Raw genomic sequence first — 26,214 nt, 5'->3', positions numbered from 1 at the left:
CGAACTATTAGTCAACTTTGAACTGGCTAACGCTGGTTTCCAGTTGTTGTGAAGTCATGCGTAGTTCCTCAAAAGACTCGGAAATGTGGATGGCACTTTCTGAAGTCTTACGGGCGATCGCCGAAACATCCATCATGGCCTCTGTCAACATCTGAGATTGCTGACTTTGATGGGAAACTGCTTGGGTAATTCCTTGTACCAGTCCACCAATTTCGTTGGTAGCTACCACGATCGCACTCAGGGAATGACGAGTCTCATCGATTAAGTTCGAGCCTTGGACAACTTGGGTAATCCCTACTTCCATTGCTTCGGTAACTTCGTTGGTGCCAGTTTGAATTTCTTGCACGAGTCGCTCAATTTCTGTGGTGGCACTAGCGGACTGATAAGCCAGGGAACGAACTTCATCTGCAACCACCGCAAAGCCTTTGCCATACTCTCCGGCACGGGTAGCCTCGATCGCAGCATTGAGCGCCAGCAAATTAGTTTGAGTGGCAAAGTTTTCAATCAGACTTACTACTTTCGAGATTTTCTGAGAAGCTTCACCAAGACGTTTAATCTTCTTCGCTGTTTCCGACACGGTTTCCCGAATCTCCAAAATGCCATCTACAGTTCTTTCCATCAAGGAATCACCAGCTTGGACAGTGTTATTAGCTCTTTGAACCGCCTGTCCGACTTTTTGAGCATCAGCAGCAACTATCTGGGTGGAAGTTACCATCATTTGTAATTGTTCCAGAGCGTGTTCGAGCCGTTCTGCCTGCTGTTGAGCTTGGTCAGATAGTTTTACTACTGAGGTAGTGTTATTGCTGGAATTTTCACTCACCTTGCCAGCAGCAATCTGCACTTGTCGCACTAAATCTCGCAAACTTTGGATCGTAGTATTGTAACCATCGGCGATCGTTCCAATTTCATCTTCAGATAGGGGCGCTCGCACGGTAAGATCGCCTCTGAAGGATGGTTCCAAAGCCATGAGAACGCGTATTGCTCCTTGTTGGAGTTTTTCGCGGGCGGTGCGTTCGCGCTCTGCTGCTTCTGCTAGTTGCTGCTCTTGAGTACGCACCTGTGTTAGGTAATCTGCAAGATTGAGGGCAAGACCAATCTGGACGCTGGCTTGGTTGAGAACATCCTCCTCGGATTGCTCCCACTGGCGCGGTGCGCTATTTTGATAAACTCCCATCAACCCCCAAAGCCGATTTTCTTGAAAAATCGGAGAAATCATGTAGGCTTTAGTTCCCCACATCTCTAACAATTGAATGTGACATTCGTCATGACCGACACTATATATATTGTCAACCCGCAAACTTTCTTTGCGGACATAACGCCCTCCTTGGTTGTACTGGAGATAGGTATCTCTAACTCTGGCCAGGCTAGTTCCCACAAGCTTAGGCCAATCCCCAGTCACAGACTCAACTACAAATTCTCCAGACCAATCAGGCTCAAAACGGTAAACTCCAACTCGATCTACTTTCAGCAGTTGCCGAAGTTCGTGGGTGGCAAACTGGACAAATTCCAGAACATTACTATGACTTTGGGCCATCTCTGTTAACCGACTTGGCAGGCGATAGGAAAATCGGGCGTTTGCTACTTCTCGTTCTGCTAGTTTGATTAATTCCTCATTTTTGGTTAAGGTTTGCTGTAAGTATTGCGATTGCTGGACGGCAACCCCAAACTGCGTGCCGATTTTCGTTACCAAGTTGACTTCATTATCTTGCCATTGCCGCGGCCCGCTATTTTGGTAAGCTCCTAACAAACCCCAGAGCTTGTTTCCGGCAATAATCGGGGTGATGATATAGGCTCTCATCTGGAATTGCTCTAGAATTTTCAAGTGGCACTGGGCATGACCAGCAGTGTAAATATCATTAATCACAAATGTCTCGTTGTTGCGATAGCGTCCACCTTGGGTTTGTTGTAGGTGTTCGTCTTCCCATATAGTCCTGATATCGGGACCAACCAAAGCCACCCATTCACGACTTACAGATTCGGCAACAAACTCCCCAGCCCAATCTGGATTGAAGCGATACACTGCTAGACGATCGCATTCCAAATGCGATCGCAATTCTGGTAAGGCATTGCGGAAAATCGTATCTAGCTCTTGAACTTGGCGAATTTTTTCTGAGAGCCGTGTTAATGCTCGTTCCCCTTCTGCGGTTCTGGCTAATTCTGCATTCTTCTTCTTGAGCTGTTCGATATACTTAACCTGTTGCAAGCCTATACCCATTTGCACAGCTACTTTTCGCAACAGTTGCACATCCTTAGATTTCCACTCACGAGGGCCAGTATTTTGGTATGCTCCTAAAAAGCCCCAGAGTTTGTTTCCAATAAAGATCGGAGCGATCGCGTAAGCTTTGGCCTGGATTTTTTCTAATATCTCTACGTAGCACTGAACGTGACCGGCAATGGAGATATCATTGACAACAAAGGTTTCATGATTGCGATAGCGTCCGCCCTGAGTTTCTTGTAAGTGATCGTCCATCCACATCGTTTTGATGTCGGAATCAGCTAAAGACAACCATTTATCTTTTACGGATTCAGCAACAAACTCCACACTCCAGTCGGGATGAAAGCGAAATACTGCTAGGCGATCGCACTGTAGTTGTTTGCGTAAACTTGGCAGCACATTCAGAAAAATTGTATCTGCCTCTTGAGCTTGGCGAATTTTTTCCACCATCCCTGTCAGCACTTGTTCCTCTTCTGCTGCTTGCGCCAACTCTGCATTCTTCGTTTTCAGTTCTTCAATGTACTCGGCTTGCTGCACGCTTAAACCCAACTGAATGCCCAATTTGGTCAGCAATCGCACTTCCTCGGAATTCCACTGGCGCGGGCCGCTATTTTGGTAAGCTCCTAGCAAACCCCAAAGTTTGTTTCCAGCAAAAATCGGGGCGATGGTGTAGGCTTTAGCCTGGAACTGCTCTAACAGGTCGATGTGGCACTGGGCATGACCAACAGTATAGATATCATTGACGACAAAAGTTTCATTATTGCGATAGCGTCCGCCTTGGGTTTGCTGTAGGTGTTCGTCTTCCCATACAGTCTTGATATCGGGGCCAACCAGAGACACCCAGTCACTTCCTACAGATTCAGCCATAAATTCACCACTCCAGTCAGAGTTGAAGCGATATATTGCTAGGCGATCGCATTTGAACAACTGCCGCAATTCTGCCAAGGTAGTGCGGTAAATTGTTTCTGGGTGTTGGGAATGAAGCATTCTCTCCGTCATTCGGGCGATGGCGTGTTCTACTTCAGCTACTTGGGTCATTTCGATATTTTTTAATCGTAGCTGTTCGATATATTCAGCTTGCTGGAGGGCAATGCTCAACGGTTCGCCGATCTGCAACAAAGCACCGGTTTCTTCATCAGTCCATTTCCGAACATCAGAATTCTGATAGGCTGCTAACAAACCCCAAAGATTACCAGCGCGGAAGATGGGAACATTAATGTATGCTTTGGCTTGGAACTTCTCTAATGTTTCTAAATAACAAGGTGAAAAACCAGCAGCATAAATATCGTTGACTTTACGAAAGCGCGTTCCTTTGGTGTAAACTCCACCCTGAGTTTCCTTCAGATAGGTATCGGCATCAGGTTTAACAGGGGAGCCATAATCCTTAATATTGCAACGTTCTGAAGATATCAGACCTGTTTTTAAAATGCTTTCTTGTTCCTGCATCTCCAACAGTGACGACCAACCAGCAGCCACAGATTCAGCGATAACTTCTCCACTCCAGTCTGGATAAACTTGATAAATGACAACGCGATCGCATTTTAAAAATCGCCGCAATTCTTGGGTGGTAATGCGGAAAAGGTTGCGAAGCTCCGTTGCTTGCCCAATCTTTTCAATGATGCCGAAAACAGTACGTTCTCGTTCAACAAGTTTGGCTGACTCCTCAGAGCGATTATAAAGTTGTTGCTGATATTGCACCTGTTGAATAGCAATACTAGATAGAGATGCAACCTGCACCATTAGGCGAACTTCACTATCTTTCCACTGACGAGGCTGAGAATTTTGATAGGCAGCCAGCAAGCCCCACAACTTTTCTCCCTGGAAGATGGCAACAATAATGTATGCTTTGGCTTGATAGGTTTCTAAAATTTTGATATAGCAGTCAGAAAAACCAGCACTGTAGATATCATTGGTGACTCGATAAATCTGTCCGCGATGGAAATTTTTGCCTTGGGTGTGCTGAATGTAGCTATCTGCACTGTGCGATCGCCCTGTTGTCCCAACCAATCCCCCTTCGTCTGCAAGGTTCCTCACACTGCAATAATTAACGTTATTGACAATTGCTGGATTGTTTCGCTGTTCTTCTAATAGAGAAACCCACTCAGATCCAGCAGATTCAGCGACAAATTCCCCACTCCAATCTGGCTGGAAACGATAAATTGCGACGCGATCGCATTTTAGTGACTGTCGCACTTCTTGGGTGGCAACGCGAAAGATGGTATCCAAATCTTTGGATTGGAGAATTTTATTCGCTACACCGGCCAGGATTTGGTCTTTTTCCACTTCTTGTTGCAACGTAGCCTGGATCGTGGCAACTTGTAGTTGTGCTTCTAATTCCTGCTCGATTAATTTTAGTAACTGAATTTCAGCATTCTGCCACTGGCGAGCAGCAGTGCATTGCTGCACTACCAACAAACCCCAAACCCCATCTTTTGCTAAAATCGGCAAACTCAAACAAGCTCTTACCTGAAACCGCTCCATTAACTGCTTTTGGTAAGGAGACAAGCTTGCAGTGTAGGTATCCGCGATCGCCACTAATTTTTCTTGTTGATAAACCTTGGCAGAACCTAACCCAAAAGTGACGGCGGGCAGTTTTTCCTTCAGCATTGGCGTAAAACCATCCCTCATCGCCTCCGCAACAACTATCCCCTGCGTCGGATTCGTGAACTCATACAGCACCACGCGATCGGCTTGCAGTGAGCTTTGTATCTCCATGACAGCATTAGCCAGCAAGGTATCTAGATCGGAAAATTGGCGGATTTTGCTGGCGATCGCCTGTACTTGCTCTACCTCTAATCCATCTCCTCCGTCCTGATATGGCAACACACTTAGCAGTTCTTTTAACTTGCGGATTCTCTCTCGCAACGGCCCTGTTTCCACCCAATCAGCTTGATCCAGTTCTGTTCGCAATTCTTCTAGAGCGGAGGTGATTTGCTGTTTTGCTGGTACATCAACGGTATGCCCGTTATCGGTTTCCTTATAACCGTTGCTGGAATTTGAGCGAGGTTGGCTGGGTGTAAGATTGTGTTGCGCTACCATGATCTTTCTTGCTATGAAGGTTGTCGGAGTTAAGAAGTAAACTTCTTGCAGAAGTCGGGAAAAGGGATAAGAAAGAGGGGAAAAGGTTAAAGGGAAAAGGGAAAAGGAATGAACAAGTCGCCCACGTTAGCGTAGAGGTCTGAAGTGCGGGGCGAGGTTTTTACCTTTCCCCCTTCCCCCTTCCCCTTTCCCCCTTTCCCCAAGAGTGCAAAACTATTTTTGCAAGAGGTCTAGTGTTAAAGAGGCTGAAGGGCTTGAATCACAATCTGGGTGTCAAGTAACATCAAAGGGCTACCTTGAGAATCCACAAAGTAACCCTGTAAGAATGAGCCTAGTCGTGCAGGTAACATCGATGTCGAAATTGCTAACCGCTCTTGGGGATCGTGAACTTCAATAGTATTGACTTGCTCCACCAACAGCCCGACGGTTTGATTCTGGACTTGAACAAGCATCGCCATGCCAGAGTTACGCACACCTTCTCGCCGACACCAGTGTGTTGCTCCCAATAAAGCTGCTAAATCAAGAATCCAGATCGCTTCTCCCCGCCAATTCATGATGCCTAACAAGAATTCTGCTACCTGCGGTACTGGCAAAATCTCGGTCAGCGCAACCTGAATTACTCCTCGCAAATCAGCTAATGGGAGTAACCCATTTACCTTTCCATTCAATGGAAATCTTAAAAACCTCTGGTTGTTTCCTTGGGGAGAGTTTTCAAGTCGAAATTGGCTATTAATGGGTAGCTCTCTAAAACTATCATTGCCCTGTAGCATTGCCCCAGTTTCCTTTAGCGAATAAATTTATTAACAGTCTGGAGCAAGGTATTTTCATCTACAGGTTTGACTAAATAGCCATCGGCACCACTCATAGTGCCCCAAGTTTTATCAACATCTGTGTTTTTAGTTGAGCAAATCACTACCGGGATTCCTTTTGTTGTCGGATCGGCTTTCAACTTGCGGCAGAACTCAAATCCACTTTGACCTGGCAAAATCAAATCCAGTAAGATCAAGTCAGGTTTTTGTTGTTTCAACCTGAGTTGAGCCTCTTCACCACTGCGAACTTCATAAACTGAATATCCTCCTTGCTCTAGGTAACGTGTCATCTTTTCAGATTCTGTAAGACTATCTTCAACTAAAAGAACTTTTTTCATTTTTTTCCTAACTATTTAATTCAGAATTTGAAAAATAATGGCGACAAATGAATTAACACCAACCCAGATATAGAAAGCAATTTACAATCCAAAATCTGTTTTGAAAATGGATGAAAGGGAGCCACTGATATGACTACCGCTTCAACCTAAACACTTAAATACTTGTGAAGCATATTGAGTACTTTCTCTGCTTCTACAGGTTTACCCAAAAAGTCAGTTGCCCCTACTAATTTTGCTCGCATCCGATCTACTATTCCATCTTTACCCGTTAAGATGACAACCGGCACATTTTTGAGACTTGGAGTTTTACGGATTTGAGAACAAATTTCATAGCCATTTACTTTTGGCATCAAAAGATCCAAAAAAATGAAGTCTGGCTTACTTTTAATTAGGTTTAAAACTGCCGTCAAGGAATCTTGAATGCCCACAAAGCGATAACCTTGATGGGTGAGAATTTCCTCCAAACTGCGACAGATCGTCGGACTATCATCCACACAGGCTACTAAAGGTCTTGAGACATCAATAATTGCTTTGCTAGCTGCTGGGGGGGCAACTTGTAAAATAGTCTTCTCTTCTGTCTTCAGTGAAGAATTGGAATTATTAACTGCACTGGACGGACTGACAATTTCTTTGCTAGTCGCTGGGGGAGCAACTATGTTGAAATTGGGTGCAACTTGTATAACAGTATCCTCTTCTATCTTTAGTGAAGAATTGGAATTATTAACTGCACTGGACGGATTGCTAGTTTCTTTACTAATCCCAACCTGCCTGAGTTTTGGGGTAGGTGAAAAAGCGATCGCCCCTGTTTTTACCAATGTCATCAATAACCGAGTCAAAGCTAAGACATCCCGACCGCTTTTTTGCCCTAGACCTCGTAAAGTTTTTGTGCCATCAACTAGAGCAATAATCTGTTTAGAGGATGCTTGTCCTTGGAGTAGCTCAATTTGTTGAATTATCGGAAATAAATTGGGCGAGTAGGTTGCCAGTCCGGCATCTCGCCATTCTTTCCAGGCTTGTGTAGCCCGTTTCAAGACTTCCTCAGTTGGTATTACAGCTAAAAGAACCCCAGGAACTTCACCAACAACGGTAGTATGTGACAACTGCCCTGCTGGATTGTCGCCATTTCTTTTGGCTTCAATGTACTGCATTATATCAAACAGGACTTCAGTGATTGAGCTTGCAATCAGGCTAACAAGTTGTTGTTGTTCGATTAATTTTTGTTCTCGCAACTTAGCAAGAATGGAATACTCGCGATAATTTTCCTGAGGAGAAACAAGCTGCTCCAACTGTGTCACATTTACATTAGAACAGTACCGCAACAAATGTCGTCGCCATCGCTCATCAGCATTAGAACCGCCAGCCTGCCAAATTAATCGTCCTAAACGAAAATATAGCGTCCAAGTCGGCCCATCTCTTGCTTCAAGATTCAGCCTGCCTGTAAATAATTTAGTTTGAAGTTGCTCGATCAATTGATTCACAATGGATCGCACCTCCTTATATATCTTGAGTTTTGCATTTACATTAGAATTGCTCAAACAATCCAGCTTACTAACTTTATCGTGCGATCGCCAATAGCACAGTCCAAAACTTTAATTGAGCTATACCAGCTTGTTATATCCCTTTCCAATCTGGATATTTTTAAAGTTCAAAGCCGGAAGCTTGAACAAAGATTTAAGCTTTTTTTCTAATTATTAATAGGTTAACTAATTATTAATAGGTTAACTTGTTGCCATGTTACATCTACTGAGCAAATTGCTTGTACAAATGTAGTTGCAATACAGACCGGAAAAAGATGGAAATGTTGAATACTACAAAACATAGACCAGCTTTAATGCTTATCAATGTACTTTGCTGCTTAAGGCAACAGACACAAGCGATCGCCCAACTGCTAGTCTGCAAATACAAAAAATGAGCTTGAATTAAGTTTGTCAAGAAATTGCTTGTTGCCGAATAAAGTATTGGCGATCGCGTTGTTCTAGTACCCCTTGCTTGATCAAGGAGCGCAGGATATCTATCGTTTGCACCCGGCTTAAGCCTATCACCTCTTCAATTTCTATCAGAGTAGCTCCTTCAGCTTGCTGAATGTATTGCTGCACTTTAGATTTAGCAGTATCCGCATTCAAGGCAGGCGCTTTTTTAGCGATCGTATTGGCGGAAGGACGGAAACCATTGGCTTTAATTGCAGAACGGGAGATTGACCATTTTGGAATTACAACTGATTTCTCTTCTTTAGCAGGAGTCGGGGAAGCTGGTTGTTCGGGACTGTAATCGTCCCAAACACTGTTATGTAAGATTGCCCGGAAATTTTGCAAGTTTTGGAATAATGCCTGAGCTTTTGCTGTCCGCTGTTGGCGGTATTCTTGTTGACGTTGCCAGACATCTGTTTTTATTTGCAATATTTCCAATTGCCGCTCTAGAATCTCTTGCTGAAATTGCTGCTGTTGTAACTTTCTGTTGTTGTCAAGGTTGGTAACAAAACTGCTCAATTCTTGATGAAGTAAATCTGCTTGCAGCTGCAATTCTTGTTTAGTTAGCTGTTTCCACTGGTTAACTTGTTGACGGCGTTCAGCAGTTATTTGCAATCGCTGCGATCGCTCTTTTTCCCATAAATTCTTGAGAGGCATCAGCTGAAATCTCCTATTTTGTTAACTAGAAATATTAGATAAGCTGTTACGCATTTATGCACATTTACCTGATGACTGATGACAGATGATTGTTAACAGTCAATAGTCATCTGTCAACGACCATCAAGAGTGTTTATATACTTTAGACGCGCATCAGCTTAGAAGCCATAAAGACTCCCTTTTTCTAATGTGGTGTTAAGCAGCAGATGGAACAGCAGCCTGAGATGTTAAACCAACTGCCTCGGCATATCTTAAGTAAGTTTCAACTGAAGCAATCACAATCCGAGCTTCTATTGATAGCAGTTCAATACCAACTAAAGAAACACGTACCCAAGCATCAACTACAATTCCTTTGTCCAAAATTCGGTCAATAACTTCAGCCAGACTTGAAGATGAGTTAACTTTTTCAACAGCCATTTTATTTTCCTTGCAGAACTCTAATTATTGATTTCATCCTGCTCTAATTGAGCAGTAGGTAAAACTTACACAATGTGTTTTATTCTTCCTGAGTTTAGTGTTCCCAAAAATATGAGATAAATATAAGAAAATAAAAAAATACTAAAAAGTTAACAATATTTTTTTTAGACAAAAATTCAAGAAAAAATCATCTCATCTTTATTCTTTCTGGGAAAGTTTTAAATATGATTTTTTATGAATTTATATGAGAGTGTTTTTGAGAAAATGATAGGGTGGCAGAGGTTCGCTAAGTGCTAATTGCCAGTGCGAGCATTGTACCTGCCAAAGGGAAAACTGCTGCGTACTGACCGTTGAATCGTTGCACTGTGCCAAAAAGTGGATTTGCCGCACATCTGACTGTCGAGTTTCACAGATAACATTTGTATATCTTTTGAGAATTAACTGGTTCAGGAGTTCCAACTGTTCGCATTGTTGTGCTTGAAATGCTTGCTGTGTTTGGTAGCGTTGTTTTTTAGCTAATAAATAGGCTTTTCCCGTGGCATCAATAGTGTCAGAATCGTCAAGTAAATCACAGGGTGTCAATTTTAAAGTGTACTCAACTTTGTCTGCTAGCTGAGTTAGGGCTTCTAAATATTGTTCTTGGTGCTGTTCTAAATGATTCAGCAGTTTTTCTTGCGAGGTAAAACCCCTGCCAAAGCGTAGAGGAAGAAGGGGAGTTTGTTGAAAAAGTTCTCGAATCACGCGATCGTGGTTTAATACAGCTTGAAGTAAACGCTCATCGGTTGCCTGTATTGCCTCCAGTGAGATTTCCGACTCTACGATCGCGGCTAAATCAGAAGAGTAAACGAGTTCAATATTCCTTTCAATCCCTAAAGGTAGAACAAGTGGTGATGCGGTGGGGACTAGAAGAGCATAAACGTATATTGACATAAGTAATGAAGTCTGGACAAATAAAGTTAACTGAGACTAAGTAAGTCGGCACAATAAAGCCAAAGTGTGTAAAGAAAAATAAATAAGGCTCAAACTCTCTTTCCCCCTGCCTTATCCAAACGATAATTATTTACCCCGACCTACTTAATAGGTGTTCAAATCCTTTAAATATGTCGTCCACTGATTTTACTTAAATAAAAGGCAGAAAAAATTTTATTTTCATAGGACTTACGCAAAATAATTAAAAAACGAACCGCCAAGGACGCAAAGAAATAAGAGTTTTAGAAAGCGATTGTGTAAGTCCTGTTCCCAAAAATTAAAAGTTTCAATAATTTTTGATTCTCAATTTTTATTGCTATTCAACAGAGAGAGGAATTAATCAGTTGGAACTGGTTAATTGAAGACGAGCAAAGTTATACGGGGCAGTGAAATTGTTGTAACGAATTCGCAAACGGTTTTCAAATTGACGATCGAGTGCTTCAACATGTTCGCTAAATTGTGATTCTGCTTCCCAAGGAATTAGGTAGGCTGAATTGTAGATCATTGTGTCCATTTGGGGAGTATTTTCCACCACCTCGATCGCAATGGAGTTGAGCGTGCCTTGAAATACATCTATGATGCTTTGCTTGCGATCGCTCATTCCCTGTTCGATAGTTTGCCCTATTTGGATTACCCGCTCCATACTCAGGGGTTGACCCACTAGCTTATCCCTTTCGGTTTTGAGATTTGGGTGTTCTGCCAATAGTCCCTGAATTTCTGCCTCGATATCCCAAAAAACTTTGACACTAACTTCTCGGCAACCCGATAACTTCGCAAGCAATTGCGTCAATTCTTCTTGATGAGGACGAATTAATTGCTGTGAAACCGTTTCCCAGCTGGAAACCAAAAGTCCAAATTGCACGGGCAGTAAATAGCGTTGGCGTAGCCCGTCGTAGACATCGCCTCCTTGCATGATCTCCTCAAGGACTTTTTCATGACTGAGCAGGTTACGACGGCTGGCCAAATAACGCTCTTGCTGTGCTTCCGAGTAGATTACTCCAAAACCATCCAAAATTTGTATTTGTACGGGTTGCCGATCTAAGCCCTCTAAATTTAAATTTTGGGGAGCAGGCAAGGTCAAAATTCCATAAATGTAAAAGCCATAACTCATAAGAATGTCTTACCAAGAAGAATGTAGATAAAAAAGTTACAGGGGTTTAGAGGTGAGTACTAGTCTTAACTTGGCATGAACTAAGCTTAACTGAGCCAGTCCTAAGTCCAAGTCACCTTCAACCACAACACCGGTATTTAGTAGGCGATCGAGGAGTTCTAGAATAGAGGGTTGACTAGAGGTTTCACCGGGGTAATATCCACCAGATTGGGGAAGTAAATTTCCCATTTCACCCAAGTTAATATTTAGATCGGCTGGGTCAACATCAAATATCTCGCAAAGTTTAACAACCTGTTGTTCAAGCTGTTGCAGGCTTTCGGCAGCTCGATCTAGCTCATAGTCGTTGAGGGTGCCGGCATCCATGCGCCGAATCACCTGAGCTTCCATGAGTTGGCGTATCAGTTCAACAACCGTCAATAACAACGGTGCTAAACCTGAATCGGAACCTTTTGATTTGCTAATCGCCTGCATTCTGATGATTAATAGGATTGAGTGCTTTGAGCGATTGCAGTTCTGTTTCTAGACTGACAAGACGCTCTTGAAGTTGTTGATTAGTTGCTAATAAGGTGCGAGTTTGACTATTAAGATAGGGGTCGCTCTCCCACCAGTTAATTCCAATCTCTTTGGCTTTATCAACAGAAGAAATCAACAAACGAATTCGGATGTTGAGCAGTTCTGTGGAGCCTACGGAAATAGAAATATCTCCTGCGATAACAATGCCTTTATCCAGAACCCGTTCTAGAATATCTGCCAAGGTAGAACCTTGAGTTGATGTGGTGATAGCTCCCCGGTTAGTATTAGTACTCATTTGTTTATTAAATGGCCAGAATCAAAAGCAACTGTTTGTGATATGCTCGGCGACTCGGCATTACCCTGCATTTGGACTAATACTCCCTGTTCCCTGAGAGACTTGAGTGCAGCGACAATTTGACTGCGATCGATCCCTAGTTCTACTGCTAATTCAGAGAAACGCCTTCCTGGAGAATTGCACAGGTAGTTGTAGACTTCATGCTCGTAAGGTACTCGTTGTTCCAATACAACCTGATTTTGGCTGTCTGGTATTATCTCTGCTGGCTGAGATTGAGTATTTATACTATGATACAATTCACTCAAAACCTCTTCCAGTAGCCGAGTTGCTTCTATGAGAGGTTGATTCCTGCGAGAAAGCAGGATATCGGCACAAATATCTTGGAAGCTAGGATCTCCAGGGTTTACGGAAATTTCGTGTTCGTGGCAGATTTTGGCAATCATCAGACAGGAACGCAATCCACCGCCCTGTCCAGAGCCAGATCGACTCCAAAACGTCCGTACTATGCGGACAATTACTTCTGCTTTCTCAGAATCTATACCTGTTTTATGAACTACAATTTCCTGCTGAGTCAGTTCATCAGGTGGAGGCATATCGATGGTAATAACACGATCCATCAAAGCATCCTGAGTTGCATGAACTCCACAATACTCTTGAGGATTTGATGTTAAGATTGCCCGAAACTGAGGATGAACCCGGATATACTCGGCTCGATGTTGGTTTGTTGGTAATACTAACAACCTCTCTTCAAGTACGGAGAGTAAAACGTTATTTACCTCCGGGTGCGATCGATTGAATTCGTCGTAAACCAGCGTAAATCCTTCTTTACAAGCTAGGGTTAACCGTGCATCAACCCAATGTTGTCGGAGTTCATCCTCAACTTTGACAACGCTGTGAATGAAGTTATCAACAACTTTTTTACGGGTATAACCTAATTGATTCCCAATCAAGTCTGAGGTTTTAAACTCATCATCTCCAAATAAGAGGATGATAGGTTGGTTGAGCAAATCAGCTAGATGCATTGCCAGAGTGGTTTTTCCGACTCCGGCTGAACCACGTAAATGTATTGAAAAACCTGACTGTAGATAGGTCAAAGCACGTTGAGCGATGCGTTCAATAGCAGGTGTATTGACAAATCGCTGGGAAGATGCATTTAATACTGTTGTCAAACTCTAAGTACCTCCTCAATAGTAATCTGTCATGTAAGAGTAATTTTTTTTACATTGCAAATATAAAATACAGATGTCAATTAGCCTTGAACTGGACTCAAATCCAACGCATTTTGGCATCAACACAAGACTAGTAATGTTTAATATCTATGTCATCAGCATGATTACGGTCTTGCGAGGACAGTTTTAATAAATCCACACAAGTTTAAAATAATATGGTTCTCCGCTTTTTACTATTACCGATTACTAGCCCATTAATGGGGGTAACGTGGCTTGGGGAAAAAATTTTAGAACAGGTGAATACTGAAATTGATGATAAAGAAAATCTCAGCAAGCAGCTTCTTGCACTCCAACTTGCTTTTGATATGGGAGAAATTGCGGAAGAATGTCCGTGTCAAGCCTGTGGCAATGTCAGTTGCAGTTACTTATAAATCCGATCGAGTTTCTGATGTGAAGATGCGATCGCACCTTCACGATTTGATTCAGGCTGCTAGTGAGGTAGTAGTTCTCAAAAACTCTACATCTTTATCGTCAACCGAAAAAGAGGCATCTTGACCAGGTTTACAACTCTCCGCCGTTGCGACTACTAGAAAATGTCCTGGCAACACTTAAAGATTTAGGAACAATTTTTGCCGATGTTTCCGAGGGTAACACCGAGGCAGCAACAGGCGTATCATCTGCGGTTGTTGACTTAAACCAGCGCGTAAAACAGTCAACAGGTGGTGCTTTTGATCTGCGGATGTTGCATACACCCCTGCGCGATCGCATCATGATTGGTATCACTTTTATGGGCGATTCAGTAGTAATGCTGATATATTCTTTGGGGTTGGCGATTAGTCCGTTATTTTATAATCGTCGCTGGCAAGCAACTATCTTGGGCATCGCTGGAGTTGGTGCTACCTTGCTAAATTGTTTAATGAAACTACTATTTGGTAGAGCGCGTCCAGCACTGTGGAAGCATATTATCCCTCTTCTGTCACTCTCCGAGATAAGCAAGTAGTAACAAAGTGAAATTATCCAGAAGCATAACAGGTTTTAAATTGATTCATTGCACTAATTAATTGATTGAATCCCAGCAATAATTTAGAATTTGGGAAAATATGTATCCAGGGATAAATTAACCAAAATAGTAAGAGTGGTTGGGCAATGAGACGCAGATTATTTAGAGTATTTTTCCATCCGCATTCATGGTTCCATTGTTGATGATTAGAAAAATCAACATCACTATTTTTTTGAACCTCAGCTTCAATTTGACGAGATTTATTTAAGCTTAAGAAGGCTGGAGAATTTAAACTAATCATTGTGTACACACAAAAAATAATTTCCCACCACCTTTCTATATGTTGAAAATTTGTGAACCGATAATCTGTCCAGCCGAGTTCCTGTTTACACTGTCGAAATCCATATTCTACCCAGGTTCTTAATCCATATAAATCGCCTAAAGTTTTTTTGAGTTTTCCTTGAAGATTTGTCATCACAAATGTTGTAGAATTTTCTGGCATGGTTTCTGGGTCAGTAGTTATTTCCCAGTAAGTTATGGCTCTTTTTTTACCATAAATTATTTCCCTAATGTATCGGGTTTCTGATTTTTGATTGCTAAATGTTCTTTCAAATTTACACCACTTATTAGCCCTAACGCTTTGTCCTGCTGGCAACCAGACTCCATGATTACTTCTTATTGCTACGACATAATCTAATTTATATTCAGCTACTTTTCTAATAAATTGGCTACTTTCACCATATAAACTATCTGCCAGTACCAGTTTAATGTTAAAACCTGATTCAATTAATTCTGTAATGATGTCTGACGCTAACTCTATTTTAGTTTTATATTTATCCTCCTCTTTTAACGTTCCTTTGGGTTTGAATACTTTTACAGTTAATGGAAACGTTATATTAGAATAAACTCCATAGGCATTGACTGAAACTATTCCATTATCGACTTTTCCTACACTTCCTAGATATTGCCTGGCTACATAATCAGTCTTTTTACCTTTTTTTCTATCTCCGGTTTCATCTATTACTACTGTAATCGCATTTCCATTTAGTGCTTTTTTAAGTTTATTTAATCTTAGTTGTTTTAATTTATCTACTGACCAGTCTGAATTGGCTAAAAAATGATGTAATGACTGTGCGGAGTTTATACTTACGACTTTCGCTATCTCTGGTAATGATTTTCTTTTAATTTGTGACATTATTCCCAGATGTAAATATTTGAAGCATTCATAATTTCTTACTTCTTTAAACAGGTCTTTATACTCTGCACAATATTCATCTATGGTCGCAACTGTTGGGTGAGCATCTCTTGCCAAATGTTTCAAAATTTGTAATTCTACATCCATTGCCCTACTTACCTTTCAGGGTTTTCTTTTTTTATTCTTTTATTTAGAATAACCGGAAAGTGACAGAAGAGGGTTATAGCGGTTTTCGTTTGGATGCAATACACTTTGACCTCTCTCCAAACCTCTCTCCTAAAAGGAGAGAGGCTTTGAATCTTACTCCCCTTCCCTTGCTCTTAAAGGGCTGGGGGTTAGGTCTGTATTCCATGCAATTGAGAAGCGCTATATTAAAGTGGGTCAACACAGTTTTCCCAGCTGACATGCAATGGTTTCGATAGTGATTTACGGGTTTACGGGAGAAATGGAAAAAGCGTGCGATGAAAGCAGAAAAAGAATTACGTATACTTCGTACCAACTCAGTTGATACACAAAAAAAGGGGAAGAAGTTTCAGAGCAAATAAAAGTGTCACAGCTACTGGGCATCATTACAGCCTGAAAACAGTACAAAAAGCAGTACAACATACTATTTGGAAAGCATCGTAATGAAAGCCTTAGCGATCTGATTAACACAGCTAAACAATCAAAATTTCCCTGGGTAGTTTTATGCAAATATTCCTTAAAAAAATTAGTTTAACTCTTTTTATTCCCGTTTCCTTGGCTATAATAACTTTAATTTGGCAGCAAATTATCACTGCCAAATCTTTAGATAAAGCTACACCCAATAAAGTTCAAAAGCTGGGAGAACTGGCAAAAAACGATTCTATTCCAGATACTACTCAAAAAATCCAAATTCTTACGCTCTATCAACCTCTTCAGCATCTGCAATGGGAAGGGGAACGAGTTAGTAATACTGGAATTGCCTACTTTTCTCTAGATGGTTTCTTAAATGAGTCTATCTCTGAATCTGATTTAGATGTAGCACGGACTAGTGGAGATGCACATAAAATAGCTAAAACTTTAGCAGCATTAGGATTATCTCGCCATCTGCAAGGCGAGTATGACAAAGCAATCAATTACTATAAAGAAGGATTAGAAATTAGTAAACAAAATGCTTATTCAGAATTAGAAGTAATCCTTTTAGGAAATTTGGGGCTTGCTCATGTCCAACAAGGAAATTATTATGCTGAGGCGATAGATTATTTAAATGATTATTGGACATTAATTCACGATCGCAAACAAAATACTAACACAGCACAAACTCAAGAAGCCCAAGCATTAGGAAATTTAGGCAATGCTTATTATGGAGCAGACTTGTATGTCAAAGCGATCGCATTTCACCAAAAACGTCTGGCTTTATCTCGAAAAATTAAAGATAAAGCAGGGGAAGCCAAAGCACTGAGCGACTTGGGGATTGTCTATCAAGCTTTGGGAGATGCCAAAAAAGCGATTGACTATCAACAGCAAGCATTAACCCAAGCCCAGCAAATCAAGGAACAATCCCTAGAATCTTTTGCTTTGGGTAACTTGGGCATTATTTACCAAAATCAAGGCAACTATCCAAAGGCTAGTGATTATCACCAGCAACGTTTAGCGATCGCTCGTCAACTTAAAGACTTGCGTTCCGAAGCTGAAGCTCTAGCAAATCTAGGAGGAGTAGCTTATTTTCAAGGAGACTATAACAAAGCGATCGCACTTTACGAGCAAGGCTGGAAAATTTCTTGGGAGAGGCTACACGATGCCGATATTCTGTATCGGATTCGTGGTAATCAAGGACTCGTCTACTTTCAGATGGGCAACCTTGACAAAGCCCTAGAGTCCTACGGAAAATATTTTCAGTATGCTTCCTCGCGCAATAACCATCGAGAAGAAGGCATTGCGAAAATTAATGCCGCAGCAGTTCGCCTCCAATCCGGAAACCTAGCAGGGGCAGCCAAAACCCTCCAAGAAGCAATTGAAATTTGGGAATCCTTGCGAGCTAGGTTAGGCAGTAATGATGGCTTTAAAATCTCCATCTTTGAAACCCAGAATGCACCTTATAGCAATCTGCAATCCGTGTTAGTTGCCCAAAACCAACCCGAAACCGCCTTAGAAGTATCTGAGCGTGGGCGGGGGCGTGCCCTTGCCGAATTACTCTCTCGTCGCCTTTTGGCTGTTCCTACCCAGAAAGAAGCGCCGACTCCAACCCTTGCTTCACCAACGATTGCAGAGATTAAAAAAGTTGCTCAAAATCATCGTGCAACTTTGGTAGAGTATTCCATCGTGCCGGGAAATTTCTTAGTTCAGGGAAAGCTAGAAACTCACGAATCTGAACTTTTAATCTGGGTTGTTCAACCCACAGGCAATATTACTCTCCGTCGAGTTGACCTAAAACCTCTTTGGCAGTGTCAAAATCCCCAATTTTGTTATCCAAAAGGGGTAACAGATTTAGTTTCTAAAACTCGTGAGTTGCTCAATATGAGAAATCGGAGTTTGGAGAGAAGTAGTAACACATCTTCTGTAAGCGATCAAAACCCCTTACATCAACTCCATCAATTATTGATTCAACCGATTAACGATCTGCTTCCTCAAGATGCAAATGCCCATGTAATATTCATCCCTCAGCGATCGCTTTTTCTGGTTCCTTTTGCCACCCTTCAAGATGCCACAGGTAAATTCTTAATTGAACAGCATACCATTTCGATTTCACCTTCCATTCAAGTTTTAGATATCACATATAAACTACGAAAAAAGTCAGGCGCAAGTAAGAATTCTGACTCAAACTTGATTGTCGGCAATCCAACTATGCCGAAAATTGTCACTCAAGTAGGCGAACCAGCCGAAGAATTGTCCCCCCTCCCTGGTGCAGAACAAGAAGCCAAAGCGATCGCTCAAATTTTCCAGACAAAAGCCCTGATTGGTGCGAATGCTAACAAATCTAGGGTGATTCAACAAATGAGCAATTCAACCCTAGTTCATTTAGCTACCCACGGGTTGTTAAGCGATTTTCGTGGCTTAGGAGTACCAGGGGCGATCGCTCTAGCTCCCGATCCTACAGTCCAAGGGCAACCCTCCACAGAAGAAAATGGTATCCTGACTGCCAGCGAGATTGTTGACCTCAAATTAAATGCTGACCTAGTTGTTCTCAGTGCTTGCAACACCGGGCGAGGTAAAATTACTGGAGATGGAGTAGTAGGATTATCTCGTGCGTTGGTTGCTGCGCGAGTTCCTAGTGTAGTAGTTTCATTATGGGCAGTACCCGATGAACCAACTGCTTTATTGATGACCGAGTTTTATCGCAACATTCAACATCAGAATGATAAAGCAGCAGCATTGCGTCAAGCCATGTTGACTACAATAAAACATTATCCTTACTCATTAGATTGGGCAGCTTTTATATTGATTGGTGAACCATGATTATTTTTCTCGAAAGTCGATAGAGTATGGCCAAGATTGGTTTTGAATTACTTGCGTATCCTCTTGAGCAAACCCAAGGGCATCTCCAGGGCGAAGCAAGCAAATTGATACAGGAGAAGCGATCGCTCCATCTTTGCGGGTTCCAGAACGCTGAGTTGCTACCTGGCAAACATGCTCTGGGGTTGGATCGACTGCCATGATGTGTGCTTGCGATCCATCAAGACAAGGACCAAGACCGCGCTGCCAATACCAAGGCGCACCGCCATCGGAGTACGGGACAATTTGTTTGGCATTCCAAATTTCCGCTACATCAATTAAATCATCGGCATCGCACATCATCTTTTGACGAACTTGCCAGCTGTTCTCCGGCACAAAAGGAAGATAGCGAGCGACTGATGAAAAGAGATACTGAATCGGATATAGCCCAAAACCTCGATATCCACCAAATAAAGTATCAAGGGAACCATAACGCTCTAAGGCTACGGCTGCGAGTTTTTTGACATCTCCTAGACAGTCAGTCCCTGAATCTGCTGTGAGGGCAACACGGCGATCGCAATACTCAATGAGGTAAGTGTTACCCGCATTGCGAATCTCTGGGTGGAGCGCTTGGGCAACCGTTGGCTGTTCCCCGTAGAAAGGCAGGGCAATCACTCGCATTCCACCAATTTGAGTTTCGTCAAACCAGCGTAGTGTGTGAATATTCTCAAACCCAAGCTGACGCAGCCGCAACGCCATATCAATTGCCAGTACAGATTCTCGCTTCACTTCGGGAACGAAGATTGGTGTGTTAGGAACAACTCGCAGCAAGGTTCCTAAATCAAAATGATCGGGGTGAGAATGGGTGATAAATACTGCATCGGGTTGTCCCATTTCCTCTAAGCTGAGGGGTTGGTAGTTTGGCGGATAAACTTCCGACTTGGGCAACAGAAATGGATCGAAGAGAATGCTAAACTTGCCATCACTGAGCCGGAGGGTGGAGTGACCAACAAAAGTGGCATGGCCTAGTTGCGGTTTGACGGATGTTTCATTAACTTCAACCAGTGCGCCATAATCATCTAATGCGTTCCATAACTCGCAAGCAATGGTTGTAGTTGGAGCATTACTTCCTTCTTGCCATTCCCCTAGATATAAAGCTAGGTCAGATAGGAGATTGGGAGATAATTTTTGTATGACAATAGTTTCGCCAATATTGCGTTCTAGCTCAAGGGCAACGGGTTTAACAGCTTTGGGATCGGGATATAGCCAATCTTCTAAAAGGACATTAGGACGCTGATACAAATCCGCCATACCACCCGGAACCATTGTCTGTGCCAGTAATTCACGCGCATGAGCCACCACATTTGCAAGACCATATTGATTGCGGTGTGCTGTGATGCTGGCACAGTAGCGACGGATGGTAGTGTCACATTCTCCAGTCACAGCACTACCAAACTTGGTTTCGTCTTGATAGATGAGTTGGAATTTAATGCTGCTGCTTAATCTTTGACGTATCATTAAATTTTTGATTTTTGATTTTTGATTTTTGATTGACCCCAGCAATCAAGTCACGCAATTTTGGATTTTAGATGTAACCGTTCAGGTGGGAACACCCTTAACGATACCCATTGCCTAAGAGCGTCGGTGAAACCCAGATATTATATGAATCCTGACTTCTTCCTAACACACCCTACTTAGATTTTTTCAGAAATCACACCGGATTCCTATAGGTATTCTCAAATCAATGGCTAAATCGACCAATCTTCTATATTCAGTCCAGGAACTTTCTCAAAATCTCGCAAATTTCTGGTTAAGAGAATTCCTTTATTCGCAAGAACTATTGAAGCGATACGTAAATCTTGAGTTCCAATACGAATACGTTGCGCTCTGAAGTTTTGATAAATGCCTTGAGATTTTTCATCATACTGAAGGACATTAAATTCAGATAGTAGTATGACTGTTTCAACTAATCGCTGATAAGCATTTGATTGCAAAACTCTCTCTTTGGCATCAGCAACTTGAGCCAAACGACCTCTTAATTGTTCTTCAACATTAATTGCGGTTGTTGTTAGTTGTGTTTTCGCTGCTAATAGTTTTGGAATTAAGATGGGGTGATTTCGTCCATAAAGACTCAAGTGGTCTGTATCTAAAATATAAATCATCACTCATCTAGCATTGCATTTGATTCTTTGCGAATAGCAGCTATTTTATCCATGAAATCATCAAATGTTGGATCGTTAGCAAATATTCCTGCATATTTCATCTGAGTTATTTCTGGGTGAGGTAGTTCTTTAGGATTAACTTCAATAGTTACAAGCTTACCTGTTGCTAATTGCGTTTCTAAAGCCGTTTTAACCTTTGCAATTGCTTCTTGTTCTGTATTTGCTTCAACCATTACATTGGGCATACCAACCACTGATGCCACAAAGTTATTTTCTTGACTTTGAATAAAAATTTGGTACTGCATAATTGTTTCTCTTTAGCGACGTGCGATTATTTTTTTATTGAAGTCGGAAAAAGTTTCATCCAACATATCATCCCAACAACCTGCAAACTGTATAATTTTTTCGGATGTACCTTGAGATGCTTCTACACCAACTCGAAAATAATGAATAAATTATATACTTATTCCAGCTTTTCTTGGGGAATGAGATTGATTTCTGTCAGAAGTTTGGTACGTAAATTTGATGGTTTCATGTTGCGCTGTTTAGGGTGTAGTGTATCAAGCTTGTTTTCATAAAATTCAAAATTGAAAATCTAAAATTATTTCATCTCTACGTAGCGACCACCCATGTTCAGTACGGGCAAAGGGTAAAGCAAGTTCTGCCATATAATGCTGCCCTTTAGCGTCAACCAGCCAAGGTTGATTGACTAACTCTTCTACAATTAGCCATCGCGTGTGTTTATGTAAGTCCTTTTTGAAAAAAGACTCCAGAGCTAAAGGGCTATCCCGATGTAAAAGCAGTGAAGGCTTATCCTCTATTTGCAGATTGAGCAGTATCGGCCAGCCATACTCAGCAGCTAATTGGTGCCATCTGGCAAAGCGCTCTATTCCAGTCAATTGGGCGAGTTCTGCTAAAACTTGCCCACTCAAAACTGTCCGCCGAGGACGGACGATCGCTTCTTTTGGCAGCTGAATACGAGGAGTGAAACGAGGTACAGTCAGTTCAATCGGCATCGGCACTGTAGCAGCGCGAAAGATTGCCATCGGGTTATCTTGAAAAGTAGTCCAAAGTAGCTGCTCAGAGATGGGGTCACGGGCATTAACCGCAGCCATAGAAAACCAAAACACTGCAACAGGGTTAGGCGAAGCCGATCGCAGTTTTAAAAAGGGCAGCTGTGTTTTGGGATCTAGAAAGATTTTTGCATCGACTAGGGATAAACTATCTTTACTCGCGCCCCACAACTCAATAGGAAGAATATTAAAATTGGGACGAGCTAAGACATTTGGGTTTGGCTCAAAGGGACTTTGTAATTCTGCAACCTGAATTTGATGTTGGCTTGCTAAACAGTAAAGCCTCTGTTGAAACCAAGAATATAATAAATTATTTCCATTGAATAAGTCTTGAAATCGGGCAAAGATTGGCACCGGATCGTCACTAATCCCGTGAACTACCAGTTGGAAAGACTCAAATACACCTGCGAACAAACAACCGAAAGGAGCTGTGGACAGAGCGGACTTTGGCGAATTACTGCTGGATTCGAGAACGACTACCTCTTGATTTTGCGATAGCGATCGCTCCCACGCCTCCAACCGAGTGATAACTTCAGGATGGCAATGAGCTGTTCTCATTTCAGAAACCAGGGTAGATTTGAGATCGCCAAGTGCAATACCCTCGGCAAATTCCTGTTTCAGCCGCTCACGAAATGCCATCCGCATTGCCGAAGCTGGACTTGCACCCTGAATCCAGCAGCGTTCATAGTCTGCCAGTGTTTGCAGCAAAATGTTTTGCTGCGCCTCATCGATGCCAATGCGAAACGGTAGCCCTAAATCACAGTGCAACACTAAATCGGATAACTGGAGGAGTGAAACACCAAGGGCTTGGGCGAGTTCTTGAATATAGGTCTTTGCTTGTTGTAGATCGTTCGCAAGTGCATCCAGAGATATCAAATCAAGCTTTGCCGCCAGAGTATCGCAAAGGGAATGCAGTTTTTGGATCGCACTGTTCCAAAGACCGCGATCCGGCTCAATCAGCTTCTCTGCCACAACTGCTAATGCTTCCCAAGAATTTTCAAATCGCTGGGGCAGGTCAAGTCCGCCTAAAAGCACACCTCCATCAATGAAGAGATACAGAATATCCTGTATTCCGGCTGTATGGTTCCAGCGAGGTGAGGCTGCCACTGTTTTGGCTAGTTCGTCTAATGTCCCTAGATCCAATTTGGTCAGCTCTTCCAAAAGGATGTCTACAATTTCCTGAGACTCGATTTCCCGCTGCTCAACTAACCCATCTGGAGTGCGTCCCCAAAAGCGCCAGGAACCATCTGCTTGTCGCTTCAAGGTAGGATTCAATCGCCAACTTGCACGTTGACGATAAATCGAACGTTGAGCTAGCGATCGCAATATTGTTTGAAAAGGACGGAGGTCAGGTGTAAATGAATACTGAGCTTCTGCCAGATTATGCTGCGCCGTCTTGGTAAACTCGACTAAACTGACACCAGCCCATAAACCATAAGGTGTTGTTCGTCCCGCAGCCCGTGCTAGGTAACGATACAGCGCCGTCTCCAGATGGCGAATTTTTTTTGTCCGTTTTCCCTGCCTTTGGAAAGCTACACGCTGCACCTCCGTGACGAGCGCCGGATTAGATAACAGTAGCGCTTTCATAAACCATGAGTCTGCTGCCGTCATCTGCCAAAGCTGCTGGCGATTGTCTTCATGCACCTGCTGATAGGCGATCGCATATTCTTTCCAGATATGAGCATCGTTTGTACGGCTGGCTGCTAACGCTAGGCTTGCAAGTTCTTGATTACCAAAACTTTGAATAGTCTCGATTGGCCAAGCAGCAGCCCGCAAGATACCAACAGGGGCAAGCTCAAATTGTTTGCTGGGATGATTCATCAATCATTGATATCCCGTCGTGAACGGGTATATCTCGCTGTAGCCACGCGGCGATGATTGGTGAGCAGTGGCGCGATCGCCTTAGTGTAATGTTGCTCCAACTTCAGTACTGCGGTGAAATCTCGCATCACGGCTGAGTATCCCTCAAGACTCAATCCTGCTTCTTTTAACCATTGCTCTGTATCTTCGCCATCGAGCAAATTAAACTGCTCTCGAAAGGAGTCAGACATTGTTTGAATTTCCGCATCAGAAATCTTCAGCCCCAAACGCTCTGCTTCTTGAACTGCTAAATAAGCCAGTAGGACTTTTTTACTCATTACTTCTTCGTTCTCACCTAAGCGGGTGAGAATCTGAATATCATCGGTACTTTCGGGGGAATTTGATGCCTTCTCCAACTCACCATCAGCCAATTCCGGCTGAACGAGAGAAGTTTCTCCAGTGCCAAAATGACGGAGATAGTAAGTAAGTGGGTCTGATGGGAAATCTTCGGGTGTTTCGGGCCACTTAGGGGACTCGAAACGATTATTGCGTACACAAATGACCTTTTCATAACTACGAGCCTCACCCGCCAGCCAAAAAATTAGCCCTGGCATTTTACCCGTCATTACATCGTCAAGAGCTTGTCCGGCGATGTGGGTAAAGAAGTTTGCTTCAGGATGCTCACCTGCTAATACGAAAAAATCCTGTAAGCGAAAATCAATGGCATAATTTAGCCGTTCTCCATGTCCAGCATGAACCACCAACTGCCAAACAACCTGCTCGGCAGGGAAACTAGCCCAACTACTATCAGCTTGTTTGACCTTTTGTTTAAGCCACGAAATAAAAGATCCTGCCAGCAATGTATCCAGTTTTTGTTGCAAAGTAAGCCGCTCTTCAGGTGTGGACAATCCCGTAAGAGTGCTGATATCGATTGGTTCCCAACGCAACTGAGGAGATGGCTTTGCCCGAACAAAATCGGATGACTGTTGATGTCGCTGTGGGGACTGCCCAGATCGCAGCTCGATCGCATCACCAGGACGCACCGTTATTGCTCGCTCTGAGGAACCAAGCCGACGTTGCAACAAGCGAACTGTTTCCTCTGAACTTAAGGGAAAGGCATAGCGGTTAAACCAGGCGTGGCGACCACTAAAGCACAGACCGGAAGCGTAAGGGAAAACCAACGCAGGGTTGCAAGCACAGGCAGCTTCCAACCAACTAACTACCCCTTGCCTGTCGAAAGTTGCTCCCATACCGTGCTGATAGCCCATACTGGCACGTACTACTGGTTGATACTTGGTTGAAATTAGATCGATCGCACCATATTCTTGGGTGATTCGTTCGCCAATTTCCGCCGTCACTTCTGCATCTGCCATGTGCCAAAATGTGCCAGTTGCATCTCGAACTAACAGCCCAAACTCCGGTTCTTCGTGGTCTGAAGGCGTTGGGAGCAAGTAAGTTTGTCCAAGAGCGATCGCTTGCCAAGGCTGACAGATAATTATTTTTGAGAACCCAATCTTTTGCAACTGCTCGACTAATGCCGGTTCATCCGCAGTAATTACGGGCAGTTCGCGCGGTAGTTTCTGAAGCGTTTCTAGATGAAAGTGATCGAAGTGTCCATGAGTTACCACCAAAGCTGTTAAGTTTGGCAATTTGTCTAACTCAAATACCCGACCAGGATAGTACGTAAGCGTGCCCCCGACGAGTGTATCCGAAAAGCATGGATCGAGCAAGATGCGTTGATCCGTAGTTTCGATGTATAAAGCAGCATGACCACAGATAGTGACACGCATGAAAATTGTTTCCGTAGCTGTACTGTCAAAAAATCCTAGCTGATTTAAACAGCAAAAGATGGAAATGTTTAAAGAAGTTAAGAACTAAATATCAATTGCTAAGATTGGTAGCAAATAATTCCTAAATTCCATTACGCTTGCATACTGTAATAGAGAGCATTACTGAGATTTAGACTGGTTTTCGCGTCAGTTTTACCCCACCCTAACCCTCCCCGTATGTATTGGGGAGGGAACTAGATTCCTGTTTCCCCCCTTTCTAAGGGGGGATTAAGGGGGGTAATTGGACTTGTGTATACACGGTA

21 protein-coding genes are annotated in these 26,214 nt (G+C 42.7%); 4 read left to right on the top strand and 17 right to left on the bottom strand.

Annotated features, from left to right (window positions below; genetic code table 11):
- Positions 1-7: 7 nt before the first annotated feature.
- The 11 genes from ACFG4S_RS13295 to gvpN all read right to left on the bottom strand — a co-directional run bounded on the left by ACFG4S_RS13295 (position 8) and on the right by gvpN (position 13,499).
- Positions 8-5,254: a GAF domain-containing protein gene (locus tag ACFG4S_RS13295; protein WP_392535246.1), complete on the bottom strand. Its 5,247-nt coding sequence runs from the start codon at positions 5,252-5,254 to the stop codon at positions 8-10.
- Between the two features lie 236 nt (positions 5,255-5,490).
- Positions 5,491-6,024 (bottom strand): chemotaxis protein CheW, encoded by a 534-nt coding sequence (locus ACFG4S_RS13290; RefSeq protein ID WP_392535245.1) that lies wholly within the window; start codon positions 6,022-6,024, stop codon positions 5,491-5,493.
- A gap of 14 nt (positions 6,025-6,038) precedes the next feature.
- Entirely contained in the window at positions 6,039-6,401 is a 363-nt protein-coding gene (locus ACFG4S_RS13285) for a response regulator transcription factor (protein ID WP_094345744.1), read from the bottom strand.
- A 146-nt stretch (positions 6,402-6,547) separates the two neighbouring features.
- Entirely contained in the window at positions 6,548-7,879 is a 1,332-nt protein-coding gene (locus ACFG4S_RS13280; protein ID WP_392535244.1) for a response regulator, read from the bottom strand.
- Between the two features lie 450 nt (positions 7,880-8,329).
- Positions 8,330-9,025 carry a gas vesicle protein GvpC gene (locus ACFG4S_RS13275; RefSeq protein ID WP_392535243.1) on the bottom strand — a complete coding sequence of 232 codons (696 nt, stop codon included), beginning with the start codon at positions 9,023-9,025 and terminating at the stop codon, positions 8,330-8,332.
- Between the two features lie 195 nt (positions 9,026-9,220).
- Entirely contained in the window at positions 9,221-9,442 is a 222-nt protein-coding gene (gene gvpA / locus ACFG4S_RS13270; protein WP_163931998.1) for a gas vesicle structural protein GvpA, read from the bottom strand.
- A 240-nt stretch (positions 9,443-9,682) separates the two neighbouring features.
- Entirely contained in the window at positions 9,683-10,372 is a 690-nt protein-coding gene (locus ACFG4S_RS13265; protein ID WP_392535242.1) for a GvpL/GvpF family gas vesicle protein, read from the bottom strand.
- Between the two features lie 379 nt (positions 10,373-10,751).
- Complete coding sequence (locus ACFG4S_RS13260) at positions 10,752-11,522, bottom strand: GvpL/GvpF family gas vesicle protein (RefSeq protein WP_392535241.1); 771 nt, start codon at positions 11,520-11,522, stop codon at positions 10,752-10,754.
- Positions 11,523-11,558: 36 nt separating this feature from the next.
- Positions 11,559-11,993: a gas vesicle protein K gene (locus tag ACFG4S_RS13255; protein ID WP_392535240.1), complete on the bottom strand. Its 435-nt coding sequence runs from the start codon at positions 11,991-11,993 to the stop codon at positions 11,559-11,561.
- Positions 11,980-12,330 carry a gas vesicle protein gene (locus ACFG4S_RS13250; protein ID WP_163932011.1) on the bottom strand — a complete coding sequence of 117 codons (351 nt, stop codon included), beginning with the start codon at positions 12,328-12,330 and terminating at the stop codon, positions 11,980-11,982. The genes ACFG4S_RS13255 and ACFG4S_RS13250 overlap by 14 nt, the downstream gene beginning before the upstream one ends.
- Positions 12,327-13,499, bottom strand: a complete 1,173-nt coding sequence (gvpN, locus tag ACFG4S_RS13245) for a gas vesicle protein GvpN (protein ID WP_392535239.1) — start codon at positions 13,497-13,499, stop codon at positions 12,327-12,329. Before gvpN ends, ACFG4S_RS13250 begins: the two co-directional genes overlap by 4 nt.
- Positions 13,500-13,714: 215 nt before the next feature.
- On the opposite strand from gvpN, the gene ACFG4S_RS13240 reads away from it, so the two are divergent.
- The 3 genes from ACFG4S_RS13240 to ACFG4S_RS13230 are packed head-to-tail and all read left to right on the top strand — an operon-like array spanning position 13,715 to position 14,499.
- Positions 13,715-13,930 (top strand): gas vesicle protein GvpG, encoded by a 216-nt coding sequence (locus ACFG4S_RS13240; protein WP_392535238.1) that lies wholly within the window; start codon positions 13,715-13,717, stop codon positions 13,928-13,930.
- Positions 13,908-14,054: a hypothetical protein gene (locus tag ACFG4S_RS13235; protein ID WP_392535237.1), complete on the top strand. Its 147-nt coding sequence runs from the start codon at positions 13,908-13,910 to the stop codon at positions 14,052-14,054. The genes ACFG4S_RS13240 and ACFG4S_RS13235 overlap by 23 nt, the downstream gene beginning before the upstream one ends.
- A gap of 22 nt (positions 14,055-14,076) precedes the next feature.
- Entirely contained in the window at positions 14,077-14,499 is a 423-nt protein-coding gene (locus ACFG4S_RS13230; RefSeq protein ID WP_392535236.1) for a hypothetical protein, read from the top strand.
- Between the two features lie 13 nt (positions 14,500-14,512).
- Here the strand turns inward: ACFG4S_RS13230 and ACFG4S_RS13225 are convergent, their stop codons facing one another.
- Positions 14,513-15,841, bottom strand: a complete 1,329-nt coding sequence (locus ACFG4S_RS13225; RefSeq protein ID WP_392530294.1) for an IS701 family transposase — start codon at positions 15,839-15,841, stop codon at positions 14,513-14,515.
- A gap of 540 nt (positions 15,842-16,381) precedes the next feature.
- Between ACFG4S_RS13225 and ACFG4S_RS13220 the strand changes: the two genes are divergently transcribed.
- A complete protein-coding gene (locus tag ACFG4S_RS13220; RefSeq protein ID WP_392535235.1) occupies positions 16,382-19,111 on the top strand; it encodes a CHAT domain-containing protein in 2,730 nt (909 codons plus the stop codon).
- On the opposite strand, the gene ACFG4S_RS13215 is transcribed toward ACFG4S_RS13220, so the two are convergent.
- The 5 genes from ACFG4S_RS13215 to ACFG4S_RS13195 all read right to left on the bottom strand — a co-directional run bounded on the left by ACFG4S_RS13215 (position 19,112) and on the right by ACFG4S_RS13195 (position 25,912).
- The gene (locus tag ACFG4S_RS13215) at positions 19,112-20,605 is read right to left on the bottom strand and encodes an MBL fold metallo-hydrolase (RefSeq protein WP_392535234.1); all 1,494 of its coding nucleotides are present in this window, start codon (positions 20,603-20,605) and stop codon (positions 19,112-19,114) included.
- A 230-nt stretch (positions 20,606-20,835) separates the two neighbouring features.
- Complete coding sequence (locus tag ACFG4S_RS13210; protein ID WP_392535233.1) at positions 20,836-21,249, bottom strand: type II toxin-antitoxin system VapC family toxin; 414 nt, start codon at positions 21,247-21,249, stop codon at positions 20,836-20,838.
- A complete protein-coding gene (locus ACFG4S_RS13205; RefSeq protein WP_392535232.1) occupies positions 21,249-21,554 on the bottom strand; it encodes a type II toxin-antitoxin system HicB family antitoxin in 306 nt (101 codons plus the stop codon). Before ACFG4S_RS13205 ends, ACFG4S_RS13210 begins: the two co-directional genes overlap by 1 nt.
- 276 nt (positions 21,555-21,830) lie before the next feature.
- Positions 21,831-24,143 carry a lantibiotic dehydratase gene (locus tag ACFG4S_RS13200; protein WP_392535231.1) on the bottom strand — a complete coding sequence of 771 codons (2,313 nt, stop codon included), beginning with the start codon at positions 24,141-24,143 and terminating at the stop codon, positions 21,831-21,833.
- Positions 24,143-25,912 carry an MBL fold metallo-hydrolase gene (locus ACFG4S_RS13195; RefSeq protein ID WP_392535230.1) on the bottom strand — a complete coding sequence of 590 codons (1,770 nt, stop codon included), beginning with the start codon at positions 25,910-25,912 and terminating at the stop codon, positions 24,143-24,145. The genes ACFG4S_RS13200 and ACFG4S_RS13195 overlap by 1 nt, the downstream gene beginning before the upstream one ends.
- Positions 25,913-26,214: the final 302 nt, after the last annotated feature.

It is taken from the genome of Nostoc sp. C117 (assembly GCF_043099735.1).
Lineage (GTDB): Bacteria > Cyanobacteriota > Cyanobacteriia > Cyanobacteriales > Nostocaceae > Nostoc.
This window is presented reverse-complemented; position numbering and strand designations above follow the sequence as displayed.